This is a genomic window from Bacillus sp. FSL R5-0585, from assembly GCF_038004545.1.
Classification (GTDB): domain Bacteria; phylum Bacillota; class Bacilli; order Bacillales; family Bacillaceae_G; genus Bacillus_A; species Bacillus_A cereus.
Map to the genome: position 1 here is coordinate 4861833 of NZ_JBBORJ010000001.1, position 11936 is coordinate 4873768.

Sequence of the window (11936 nt, forward strand, 5' to 3'; positions counted from 1 at the left end):
AGATTCCTTCATTTTGTCCATATACAATAAATGTATATAGAAATAAGAAAAGGATGATGTACGTGAAGGACACTGTTTTACAAGAAACGATTTCTCCACAAGAATTACATAAAGTTGTTCAAAAGAATACAGCTTATTATGATTTTAAGTGGGGTAAAGTAGAAAACCCTGCGCAAGGGAATACATGGAATTGGGTAGCCTTTTTCTTCCCAACCTTTTGGTTAGCTTATCGCAAAATGTATAAGTTATTTATTATATTTGCGTTATTGGCTATACCTAGTATAGTTATAACCCCTTTTATAGATATTCCAGAGGGGATTTATGTAACATTTAGTTTAGCTCTTCAATTAGGAATGATGATATTTACTGGATGGCAAGGAAACCGTTTATATTATAAGCAGGCTGTTCGTGTTTTTCGTAAGGGAGAAGATGCGTCTGATCATGAGAAGGCGTATTTCTTACAATCTAAGGGTGGCGCTAGTGTAGCTGGTATGATTGGTTTACAAGTTATAGTCGGGATTGTGTTTGGCGGAGCTATGCTCGGACTTTCTCTTTTACCAACTGAGCCGAATATTAAAAACGTTGTTCGTTCAACTGGTGAAGGGGTTACTTTAGAGATTATGACTGATAATCCAACCTGGAAGTTTGTGAAGAAAGAAAAAGATTATGATGTAGTAGAGTTTACTGGCTATGATTATACAGAGAAGAAAAACGTGAAAATTAAATTTGCTGTTTATTTCGATGAAGATTATTTCGAGTGGCAAGAGGTATATGAAAATAATAAGAAGTTAAGTGAAGAAGAAGTAGAAGAATATCAAATTTATATTGAAGAAAATAATTGGGGTTTCTAGAGGGAACTCGTTCATTTTGAAAAGAAGAATCTTGTGAAGGTTCTTCTTTTGTTTATTAGGGGGGAGAGAAATAATTTCAGCATTAATAGAAGCTCTAATAGGATCGATTAGTTTAAGTACGGGTTTACACACGAAAAAGATTGATGCTAACATACGTTACTTGCAGCAGTATGAATGGTTTCGAATGATATATGAAGACGAAAAGTATCGAAAGTTATTTATTACGAACTACAAAGTTCGCTCATATTTACAAAGTAAGCTAAGAGTTCGATTGCTTGTAAAAAATAAAAATGCACAACGAAGATTTTTAAAATTAGTAGAAGAGCAAATAGAAAAACGGCATACAAATTGAAATTTTGTAAAATACAATAAAAAATGAGAATTTGAGGTAGGCTTGTCAATAACGTGAGACTATGGCACTATAAAGAAATGCTATACAAATTTTATTTATCGAGATGTAAACATCAATTTTGATTTTTACGTATAAATAATGAACGGAGGAAATGAATTTATGGCTACTTTACCAAATTGTCCAAAATGTAATTCAGAATATACGTATGAGGATGGCGTTCTTTTCGTATGTCCAGAATGTGCTCATGAGTGGGGCCAAGAAGCAGAAGCTGAAAATAATGATGGTGCGAAAGTTGTAAAAGATGCGAACGGAAACGTTCTTCAAGACGGCGATGCAGTTACTGTTATTAAAGATTTAAAAGTAAAAGGAACTTCTTCAGTTGTGAAGATCGGTACGAAAGTAAAGAGTATCCGTCTAGTTGATGGCGATCACGATATCGATTGCAAAATCGACGGCTTCGGAGCTATGAAGTTAAAATCACAGTTCGTTAAGAAGGCGTAAGTAAATAGAAGAGGAGGCGAATAGCCTCCTCTTTTTATTATGTCACTTTTTGTCGGTAAATCGATATTTCGTACAAAATCGTTGATATATTCTGAGTTATGATAGATATATTTGAAAAATCGTTGATATATTGCAAGTTATGATAGATATATTGAAAAAATCGTTAATATAATTTCATTCATCGTGAACTACGCACGATTCACCGTGCACCATAGTCAATTTCTTTCAATTGACATCGCTTATTAAAGAACGTTTTATATCCAAGCTGTAAAAAGATAATGACAGCAAAGGCAGTACTTCCAGAAATACCGAGTATGATGGCGATTTGATATTGAATGGCTGTGAATGGTGATACACCGGATAATATTTGACCAGTCATCATGCCTGGTAAGCTTATAATCCCCATTCCGACCATAGAATTGATTGTCGGTAAAATAGCAGAGTCAAAAGCGTCTCGAATGAGCGGAGCAGCTGCTTCTTTCGGTGTTGCGCCGAGCATAAGTGCACCTTCAATTTGACCTCTTTGCGATTTCATATTGTTTAAGAACGTATTTGCGCCGAGAGAAACGCCAGTCATGGCATTCCCAACTAACATTCCTGTAATAGGGACGATATATTGCGGAGCATACCACGGATCATGTCCGATAATAACAAAGATAAATAGTAGAAGTGGCCCAATTGACCCGGCGACCATGGAAAGGGCGGCTACTCGTTTTAATTCTTTAGACATTGGGATGTTAACTCGTTTATAAATATTAAAAATTGCAAAGGTAGTAATAGAAGTAATGAGAGCAATTGTATAAAATGGATTACTGTTTTCAAATACGTATGTAAGGACATATGCAACAAGTACGAGCTGAATCGTCATACGGAATGTTGCGAGCGCGATTTGTTTTTCGCGAGGTATTCCTTTTAATTTCACAAGCCCAATTAAAATAAGAATGAAAATATAGGCAGCGGCAAGTTGCCAAATTTGGAGTTCAATAACGCCCTTCAACTGAGAGCACTTCCTTTCTAGTTGTACCGTTTGCTTTACTAATTTCAATAATGTCGTCTGCAATTTCTTCTGGAAGTTGTTGTGAGTGTGTGATGAAGATAATTGTTTTTTTCTTTTTTCGTGCTAGTTCAGTAAATTGTTTCATAACGCGGCGTTCTGTATCGCTATCTAGCGCCGAAGTTGGTTCATCTAATAAATAAACAGGTGGATCCATAAGTACGATACGTGCAAAAGCAAGGCGTTGTTTTTCTCCACCTGATAATGAGTCAGCGTTGTCCTCTAAACTTTTTTCTAAGCTAACAGTCTTTAATACGCTTCTCAAAATATCATTATTTGGAAATGGTTTTTCAGAAAGACGAAGTCCCATTAATAAATTGTCTTTAATGGTTCCATCAAAAATAGGTGGCGTTTGCCCAAGCATAACTACGTCACGTCGTAAATGAATAGGAGGATAATCGGAAATTAGTTTTCCGTTATATTCAATTGTTCCAGACGTTGGAGATTGCAAATCATTTAACATACGGAGCAATGTACTTTTTCCGCTCCCACTCTCACCTATAATACATGTGATTTTTTCTTTTTGAATCTGTAAATAAGGAATGTGTAGTATATCTTTATATATAACGTCTTTTAATATAAACATAAATCGCTCCTTTCTGATTCTAGTTATATCGTATCAAAAAAAGAGGGAAAAATGGTTATAATGAACAACGTTTTTTCTTCGTCTTGAGTTTTATTAATAAGTTAAGTAAACGATCTAATTCTTGGCTGAAAGAAATCACTTTATCATGAGTGAATCCGTATCGTTCAACGAGATAGAGTAACTCTTTCTTTTTCGCTTCTATTCGATTGTTTAGTTTCGATAAGTTCATAAGTGGAATGTAATGCCTCCTACAAAAGTATTTATCACATAAAAAATAAGACCGAATGAATTCGGTCTTCAAGGAAATAATAAAACAACTTACAAATAGCATACAATGTTTATCAATATTTTTTAATATGAAAATGAAAAATAAATCATTATAAATATTGAGAAAGATGTGTCTGATAATTTTTAAAAACTGATGCAAAGAGGCTGCCTATATAGTAGACAGCCTGTAAAGTATTAACCCTTATGATATTTGTACATCCAAAGAAGACCCGATTTTAATAACCTAGGTACACGTCCCATTAACGGTTGATTTGCGAGTAAACCAAATCCATGCTTCTTACCAAGAGAGCCGAGAACACCTTTTAATTTAATAACAGGTAGTTCATCCGGGAGTGATTCATTATTCCAACGTTTTAATAATATTTGGACAATTTGTTCTCCTTGACCTTCAGCAAGTTGGGCAGATGGTGCATGTGGAAGTGCTGCGCAATCTCCTACAACGTAAACATGATCGTTATTTGGAATATTGTGATATTTCGTTAAGACAACCCGTCCGCTACCATCTTGTTCAACTGGAAGGTTTCGAACAACTTCATTTGCTTGAATACCAGCTGTCCAGACGATTGCATCACATTCAAGTGGTTCATCGTGGTTATACACAATATTTGGTTCCACTTTTGTAATGTTAGAGTTTCGTATAATGTTAACTTTATGCTTTACAAACCATTCTTCTACATATCTACTTAATTTCTCTGGATATGGGAATAAAATTCTATCTTTTCGATCAAATAAATAGATTTTTAAATCAGAACGGCTTTCACGAAGTTCACTTGCTACTTCAACGCCACTTAAGCCAGCACCAACAACAGCTACTGTTGCATTTGGTTCTAGACTATTTAATTGTTCATAGGTTTTACGTGTTTGTTCAATTGATTGTAGACTATGTGTATATTCCCTAGCCCCAGGAACGTTATGATATTTATCTTCACAGCCAAGTCCGATAATTAAGTCATCATATTGGATTGCTTCGCCGCCATCGAGATGAACAGCTTTTTCTTCGAGGTCAATATTTGTTATTGTGCCGTATTGAATATTGAGGCGTGGGTGTTCAGGAAACGGTATACGAATATGCGTTTCTGAAATAGTACCCGCAACTAATGCATAATATTCAGTTTTGAAGCAATGATATGGTACTTTGTCGATTAATGTCACTTGTACATCATCTGGAAGTTGGTTGCTTGGAAGTAGCCTTTGCAGAATTCTCATTCCACCGTAGCCGCCACCTAGTATTACGAGGTGTTTCATGATGGATTACCCCTTTTCTGTTGAAATATCCCCTAATCATAAAATTTTATATTAATAAAATATTTTGACTTTACTCAATCAAATTATATCGAATTTGTGAACAAATAACAATGCATGAATGAATACTCTGTTGTACAATAAGAAGAAAAGTAAAATAAACTGTTTTTCCTTTGTAGTTACTATTTCATTGGAAGTAGCATGTTATATAGAAGAAGTCATCTACTTTGAAGTGAAGTAATGAAGTAACTAAATAGTTTAGACTGTGTAACGAAAACAACAAGAAACAGCTTAGTTTTCTTCTTATAGATAAAGTGAAAAGGTAATTTGTTTTGTAGTACAGGGGGGAGAATTTTGATTAAACCATTAATTGAATTTTGTGTAGGTAACCTTGCAAGTGGTTCACAAGCAGCTCTAGAAAAATTAGAAAAAGATCCGAATTTAGATGTAATGGAGTATGGTTGTCTAGGATATTGTGGTATTTGTTTTGAAGGACCGTTTGCACTTGTAAATGGTGAAGTTGTACAAGGTGCAACAGTAGAAGAGCTTGTTAATAATGTATATGAGTATTTGGATGAAAATCCAATGTTTTAAGGTGTTGCGAATTAGCAGCACCTTTTTTATTAGATAAAATGTGATTTCGATTGGGAAGGGCTAATACTAATTATTAGCTCTCCCCAATCGAAAATAGTGGAATAAATAAAAAAAGGCCCTTTTTAGAAGGGCTTTTTTCTTACACAAATTGTGTAAGAGTGGCTCATCGCCAAACGTTGTCAAATATGAGAAACGGGGGACATTCATATTGTGTTCTAAAAGCATGCATTTTATACTTAACATAACAAATTATTTTTGGAGTGAATATAAATGAGCCAATTTTCTTTTACAAAAATGCATGGTCTTGGCAATAGTTATATATATGTAAATATGTTTGAAGAGCAAATTCCTGAAGAAGATTTAGCCCTTGTGGCGGAAAAGGTTTCAAATATTAATACTGGTATTGGAGCAGACGGGATGATTTTAATTTGCCCTTCAGACGTAGCTCCGGTGAAAATGCGCATGTTTAATAATGATGGTTCTGAAGGAAAGAGCTGTGGTAACGGTTTACGCTGCGTAGCGAAATATGCGTATGAGCATAAACTAGTAGAAGAAACAGTTTTTACAATTGAAACGTTGGCTGGTATTGTAACGGCTGAAGTAACAGTAGAAGATGGTGTCGTGACATTAGCGAAAATCGATATGGGAGCACCGCGTCTAACACGTGCAGAAATACCGATGCTTGGTGAAGGTGAAACACCATTTATTCGTGAAAACTTCTTATACAATAATCATCGTTATGCATTTACAGCTGTTTCAATGGGAAATCCACATGCGGTTATTTTTGTTGATGATGTAGAAAAAGCGCCTCTTACAACACTTGGACCAGTCCTCGAGACACATGAAATGTTTCCAGAGCGAGTAAATGTTGAGTTTATCGAAATTTTGAATGATGACGAGATGAACTTCCGCGTTTGGGAACGTGGGTCTGGTGTAACGCAAGCTTGCGGAACAGGGGCGTGCGCTGCAGTTGTAGCTGCTATTTTAAATGGAAAGATGGAACGTGGTAAGGAAATTACAGTCCATTTAGCTGGTGGCGATTTAATGATTGCGTGGACTGAAGAAGGAAACGTGTTGATGAAAGGACCTGCGGAAGTAATTTGTCGCGGAGTGTATGAGTACAAGATAGAAGCGTAAAGATGTATAATGGACTAAGAACAGAAAGGAAGGTGTATTTCATGATTGAAGTAACAGAACAAGCAGCTTTTCAAATTAAAGATATGTTAAAAGATGCTGAAGATGGAGAGAAGTATGTGCGCCTTGCTGTACACGGCGGCGGATGTAGCGGTCTTTCTTACGGCTTAGGGTTTGAAGTAGAACCAAAAGAAGACGACACAGTTCTTGAGTTTTTCGGTGTTGAATTTGTTATCGATAAAGAAAGTGCTCCAATTGTTAAAGGAGTAAAAATTGACTATAAACAATCTATGCTTGGCGGCGGATTTACAATCGACAATCCAAACGCAATCGCATCATGCGGATGTGGATCATCTTTCCGTACAGCATCGAATGCTGGTAAGCCAGAAGAGTGCTAAGTTTTTAGCAGAAATAGAGAAAGACCTTTTTAGCGATGAAATAAAATCGTTAAGGAGGTCTTTTCTTTTGCCGTGAAAGTCCAATTAGTAAGGCTTATTAAAGTTTTACTTTATCTTTGCATAGATGCAAGTATCAGTTAGTTGTTTGCCGTCAGCTGAAAGATCTTCATTACGTAATATCCCTTCAAGCTCAAAACCAAGTTTTTTAGGGATTGCACGACTTTTCGTGTTATTACGTTCACATCGTATTTCAATCCTTCTAAATTTGAATAAATGAAATCCAAAGTTTATTAACGCACTTACTGTTTCCGTCATATATCCATAGCCACTAAATTGCGTGTTAATCCAGTATCCAACTTCACATTTAGAAACCTTCCAATCAATTGCGTGAAGGCTAGCAGTTCCAATAAAATCATTCTTCTCCTTATGATAGATAAGATAGCGAAAGCTTTCTCTTTTCAAAAAATCTATATGTGCATTTCTCAGAAGAATTTCCGTTTCTTCAACAGTAGGAATGGACTGAAATAGAGACAACCATTGCTTTAATTCATGAATTGAATCTTTAATAGCTTCATGTACTACATTCCCTTCACCAGCCTGAAGTGGTGCTCGAAGAATGAGTCTGTCTGTTTCTATTTGTAACGGAACATCCAGTAAAATAGGGTTCATATTATTTCTCCTCTCAAAAGCTAGAAAACAATAAATATATATTCAATTCATTATTTAGAAATCCCTTGTCACATATTGAAGGCGGGATGACGATTTCTAAAGTGAAGAAATAATTATTATCTTACAAAAGTGTAATGTTCATGTCATGTTTTTGAATTTCTTCTTTAAAGTTTAAGCTTTAAGATAACAATATAAGAAAAACACATGAGGTGAAGGAAATGAAAAGATATATTGCACTGTTTAGTATTTTAGTTGTATTCGCAAGCCTTTTAGTTGGTTGTGATATTAATCGTTTAGGAAAAGATGAGTATTACGTTCAAGTTACAGCTGATGGAATTGAAAAAAATGAGAAGTTTGATAACGGAGAGCCACATAAATATTTCGAGTATAAATTAAAAGGATTCGATAAAGACGGAAAAGAAAAAGAAAAAGAATTAGAATTCACAGCTCAAAAAAATCTTCGTAAAGATGCATTCTTACGCGTATACAATTCAGATAAAAAAGGTGTAACAGCTTGGGAAGAAGTAAAGAAAGATGAGCTTCCTGCAAAAGTGAAAGAAAAATTAGGTGCGAAATAAGAAAGAAAAAGGAATTGACGAACAGGGTCAATTCCTTTTTTGATTCTCAAAATCCTCTTCTGAAATGACTTTAAAGCCATGTCTTTTAAATAAAGCAGTTGTTACCCCGTAACCGATTTGTTTATTGCCGTTAAATTCTCCGGTGTAAATTGTAGAACTACCACAAGATGGGCTGCGTTCTTTTAAAATAATATATTCTGGGTTTAAATTTTTAATTTGTTCTAATGCTTTATAAGCACCGTTTACGAAAGCTGCTGTGACATCTTCACCATTTTTTGTCATCACTTTCGCTTTTCCGTCTAAAACGTCGTCGCCATTCCCGCCAATAATTTCAGCGGAAGGACGAGGTGTTGGTAGTCCTCCTAATATTTCAGGACAAATGAGGACTGTATCTTCTTTTTGCAGAAGCTCCTCTATTTTTGAAACGAGATTGTCATTCCCGTCATAACGGCAAGCAATCCCACCTAAACAAGCGCTAATTACGATCATATTTTCATCTCCATTAAAAAAATATTAACTATCACGCCAAATTCTCTTCCTGCCTCTTACTTATAAATGAGGTGATATAAATGGGAAGCTTATATAATTTAATGAAACCATATAGTGAATTTCGAAGTAAAGAAGAGTTTAATACATATCAAAACCAAGTTTTGAAGTGCTACCGATTTCAATTGAATAAAACAGATGCTACCATTATTCATTTTTTAGGAAAATATGCGGTGAACGAGAAACAAAAAACAGTAGGGGTTGCTTGTCCATTAATGGGGACGATTGCGACGAATGTTGGAAAGAGTATTCGTACAGTACGCCGTTCAATTGCAAAGTTAGAGGAACTAGGAATTATAAAGCGTGTTGCAACGAAAGAAAGGCATAAACGCGGCGGATATAGTGCGAACTTATATGTATTTCTTACATCTGCAATTGACCGCATGGATGACCGTATGCAAATGTCCGCTTGTAAAATTGAGGATAATGCAACTGGCTGTAGTAAAAATGTGCAAAAAAATGAGGGGGAAACAATTCTTTCTAAAAACATTCCACAAATAAAAGAGAATAGAAAAGAAACGTACGAACTTGATGAGACGTATTGCCGCCACGATATACCGAAGCCTTTTATATACGCACTTGTACCGATGACGCGTAATCCGAAGAAAATTAATATATTTTGGAGTAAGGTCGAGCTTGCGTATAAAAAGAGCGGGTTACTAGAACAAGGTGTTTTACTAGAGCAAATATTAGCTGACGAAGAATTGTATGGAAATTTAATTTGGCGTGTGAAAAGTGTTGTAAGAGCATATAAATATGGGGAAATTCGTAAAGACATTGGGGCACTTTTATACAGTACAGTGCGAGATTTATTTTTAGAGATTGGATTAGAATGGGGAGCAGCATTAAGGAGAAGTAAGGGAATATCACTATTTGATCCATTCAAAAAAGAGCCATGTGTATAATACATGACTCTAATTAGTTAATCGAACTTCCTTACAACTGGAACACGAATCGCTACAAATAGTACGAAGACGATAACAGCTATTGCACCACTTTTCATAACGGTTACGATTGGAATTCCTATTGCAAGTGCAATGGATGTGAATGCATAAGAGAGCGGGATAAAGCCCATTGATGATAGCATAAGTAAACTCATTACGCGTCCCATCATTTCTTCTTTGACTGTCGATTGAATCATTGCCATAAGCGGTACAATCGCCATTGCGATTGTAATACCGTAAAACATGCCAGCTAATAGTGCTTGCCAAAGTACGGTACTAAAGTTGATGGCTAAGAAGAATATACCAGACAATAGCATCATGATAATACAAAATAGACCGCGTCTACGATTAATATTTTTTAAACCGACAATGATAGCACCGATTGCCATTCCACCGCCTACAGATGCCTCTAAGTAACTAAACTGGAGCGAATCACCATGCAGCACGTTTTTAACAAAAAGCGGGAAACCAACTTGCATCGGACCGATTAAAAATAAGTTTAAAAAAGCGCTACAAATAAGGAAAGTTGAAAGGAATGGCGATTCCTTTACATATAAGATTCCTTCTTTAATGGAAGTGAACATACCTTTATCTGTATCTTTTTGTTCTGGCATCGTAAATTGTATTCTTTGAACGAGTATGGCCGCGACAATCAGTAATAAAATCGTAATGGAAAAGATTGTCTCATAGTTCGTAAATTTAATGAGAATTCCGCCAAGTACAGGGCCTAAGATGACCGATGCTTGGTTCGTCATTTGTGTAAGTGAATTCGCTTGTGTTAATCGGCTTTTTTCTACCAATTCCGGTAAGATAGATCCATCTGCTGACCAGAAGAAAGCATCAGCAAGTCCAAAGAATAAAGCGAATAAAGCAAATGTATATAGCGTTACATCACCGACAATGAACCATGTGAGAATGGTTGCGACAAGAATCGCTCGAATGATATTGGAGTAAAACATAATATTTTTTTTCGGGAATTTATCAGCTACAGCGCCGCCGACAATCATAAAAATAAGCCTTGGAACACTAAGGGCTACGAAAACAACACCGAGTGAAGCTTCAAGGTTTAACGTTTTTGCTATGTACCACGTTTGTGAAAAAGTAAAAAAGGCTAAAGCAAAGCTTGAAAAAAGAGTAGCTGCCCAAAGAAAAAGGAAATTCGTATTTTTTAATAACGGTTTTCCGCTTCCTTCTAAAGCAGTTTTATTTTGTTGTAGTTCCTCCATATTGCTTCCTTTCTATGTGACAAATTTAAACTAAGAAACCAGTAAACGCCCGATTGGTGAGGGCTAATACTTAATGGGAGATGCCCCCACTGATTATAGTTTCACTTTATACAGTTTCTAATATTTCTATACTGCACTTTCTCATTGTAGACAATAATAATGAATTTGCCCAGTAGCTATTTAACGACAAAAAAAGATGCCGAATGGGCATCTTTTTTTAGGCTAACGCAATATAAATATCCAGTTGTGCATAATTGGGGTCTAATGCCCTTTCGTCGTAAAGCTCGAAGTCTATTGTAAAAGCACGTTTATTTTCTTTTGACCATTTCCAAATATATTCCCAAGCCTCGCAAACGACTTCAGCAATTGGTCCCTTTCTTGTTGTAAATACCGCATATGTAGCGGCAGGTATTGTTAAAGTTGTCATATTTTCAGGCACGTCTTCTAACGAAGAAACGGGCATACCGATTGTGAATGTATATGTACCAGTTTCATCTGATTCGTAGTTTGAGTAGAAAGCAAATGTTGCTTTCGTTTTTTGGTTTGGGATGTGATGCATCATTTGTTCTTGGAAGTAGCGGTTCCAAAGCTCGGGGATTTTTCCTTTAGTAGATGCCTCTCTTTCGTTAGTCGTCGTAACTGAAACGCCGATTGCTTGGAAAGCTTCTTTTTTCATTATAATGGGCTCGTTAATCATGAAAATTCCTCCTTTTAAACGAGAACATTTGTTCTTTGATTTAATATAACATATTTTTACATGTTAAGATTAATTTTTTTGAAATTTTAATTATAAATAAAAAATAAGTAAAAAATGGTAAAAATTCTATTTCGTGTACAAATAGGTTTGGGAGTATGTTAAAATTTTTAAGTATCCTTTAACTGTTATATAAACCTATACAGCACGGTGTTTTTACTATATTAAAAGTATGGTAAAGGTTTGTATAAGTGTCCGGTATATATGCTATTTTTGATA

General features: G+C 35.5%; 16 protein-coding genes. 8 read left to right on the plus strand and 8 right to left on the minus strand.

The genetic code is table 11. The annotated features are described in order from the left end of the window. Positions 1-53: 53 nt before the first annotated feature. The 3 genes from MKY38_RS24985 to phnA all read left to right on the plus strand — a co-directional run bounded on the left by MKY38_RS24985 (position 54) and on the right by phnA (position 1704). Entirely contained in the window at positions 54-851 is a 798-nt protein-coding gene (locus MKY38_RS24985; protein ID WP_072940842.1) for a DUF2628 domain-containing protein, read from the plus strand. Positions 852-921: 70 nt separating this feature from the next. Then, complete coding sequence (locus MKY38_RS24990) at positions 922-1203, plus strand: hypothetical protein (RefSeq protein ID WP_033687535.1); 282 nt, start codon at positions 922-924, stop codon at positions 1201-1203. A 159-nt stretch (positions 1204-1362) separates the two neighbouring features. Beyond that, entirely contained in the window at positions 1363-1704 is a 342-nt protein-coding gene (phnA, locus tag MKY38_RS24995) for an alkylphosphonate utilization operon protein PhnA (RefSeq protein ID WP_000212737.1), read from the plus strand. Between the two features lie 199 nt (positions 1705-1903). On the opposite strand, the gene MKY38_RS25000 is transcribed toward phnA, so the two are convergent. The 4 genes from MKY38_RS25000 to MKY38_RS25015 form a co-directional block, all read right to left on the minus strand. Next, a complete protein-coding gene (locus MKY38_RS25000; RefSeq protein WP_000679254.1) occupies positions 1904-2701 on the minus strand; it encodes an ABC transporter permease in 798 nt (265 codons plus the stop codon). Then, on the minus strand, positions 2685-3344 hold the full coding sequence (locus tag MKY38_RS25005; RefSeq protein WP_114555938.1) for an ABC transporter ATP-binding protein: 660 nt from the start codon (positions 3342-3344) through the stop codon (positions 2685-2687). Before MKY38_RS25005 ends, MKY38_RS25000 begins: the two co-directional genes overlap by 17 nt. 55 nt (positions 3345-3399) lie before the next feature. Next, a complete protein-coding gene (locus MKY38_RS25010) occupies positions 3400-3573 on the minus strand; it encodes an aspartyl-phosphate phosphatase Spo0E family protein (RefSeq protein WP_065224329.1) in 174 nt (57 codons plus the stop codon). Positions 3574-3806: 233 nt separating this feature from the next. Then, on the minus strand, positions 3807-4877 hold the full coding sequence (locus MKY38_RS25015; RefSeq protein ID WP_078385492.1) for an NAD(P)/FAD-dependent oxidoreductase: 1071 nt from the start codon (positions 4875-4877) through the stop codon (positions 3807-3809). Between the two features lie 351 nt (positions 4878-5228). Between MKY38_RS25015 and MKY38_RS25020 the strand changes: the two genes are divergently transcribed. From MKY38_RS25020 to MKY38_RS25030, 3 genes are all read left to right on the plus strand, one after another. Beyond that, positions 5229-5468, plus strand: coding sequence for a YuzB family protein (locus MKY38_RS25020; protein WP_000595026.1), 240 nt, complete (start codon positions 5229-5231; stop codon positions 5466-5468). A 270-nt stretch (positions 5469-5738) separates the two neighbouring features. Then, positions 5739-6605, plus strand: a complete 867-nt coding sequence (gene dapF / locus MKY38_RS25025) for a diaminopimelate epimerase (protein WP_000077396.1) — start codon at positions 5739-5741, stop codon at positions 6603-6605. Positions 6606-6646: 41 nt separating this feature from the next. Further along, entirely contained in the window at positions 6647-7000 is a 354-nt protein-coding gene (locus MKY38_RS25030; RefSeq protein WP_000573821.1) for a HesB/IscA family protein, read from the plus strand. 105 nt (positions 7001-7105) lie between these two features. Here the strand turns inward: MKY38_RS25030 and MKY38_RS25035 are convergent, their stop codons facing one another. Further along, entirely contained in the window at positions 7106-7669 is a 564-nt protein-coding gene (locus MKY38_RS25035; RefSeq protein ID WP_065224327.1) for a GNAT family N-acetyltransferase, read from the minus strand. Between the two features lie 218 nt (positions 7670-7887). On the opposite strand from MKY38_RS25035, the gene MKY38_RS25040 reads away from it, so the two are divergent. Next, positions 7888-8247 carry a YxeA family protein gene (locus tag MKY38_RS25040; protein ID WP_065224326.1) on the plus strand — a complete coding sequence of 120 codons (360 nt, stop codon included), beginning with the start codon at positions 7888-7890 and terminating at the stop codon, positions 8245-8247. 27 nt (positions 8248-8274) lie between these two features. Here MKY38_RS25040 and MKY38_RS25045 read toward each other — a convergent pair whose 3' ends face one another. Then, positions 8275-8736, minus strand: coding sequence for a DUF523 domain-containing protein (locus tag MKY38_RS25045; protein ID WP_065224325.1), 462 nt, complete (start codon positions 8734-8736; stop codon positions 8275-8277). 80 nt (positions 8737-8816) lie between these two features. Between MKY38_RS25045 and MKY38_RS25050 the strand changes: the two genes are divergently transcribed. After that, positions 8817-9698, plus strand: a complete 882-nt coding sequence (locus MKY38_RS25050) for a helix-turn-helix domain-containing protein (RefSeq protein WP_114555939.1) — start codon at positions 8817-8819, stop codon at positions 9696-9698. Positions 9699-9715: 17 nt separating this feature from the next. Here the strand turns inward: MKY38_RS25050 and MKY38_RS25055 are convergent, their stop codons facing one another. Together MKY38_RS25055 and MKY38_RS25060 are read right to left on the minus strand one after the other, a co-directional pair. Further along, on the minus strand, positions 9716-10963 hold the full coding sequence (locus tag MKY38_RS25055; protein WP_065224323.1) for an MFS transporter: 1248 nt from the start codon (positions 10961-10963) through the stop codon (positions 9716-9718). A gap of 217 nt (positions 10964-11180) precedes the next feature. Beyond that, positions 11181-11660, minus strand: a complete 480-nt coding sequence (locus MKY38_RS25060; protein ID WP_114555940.1) for a GyrI-like domain-containing protein — start codon at positions 11658-11660, stop codon at positions 11181-11183. Positions 11661-11936: the final 276 nt, after the last annotated feature.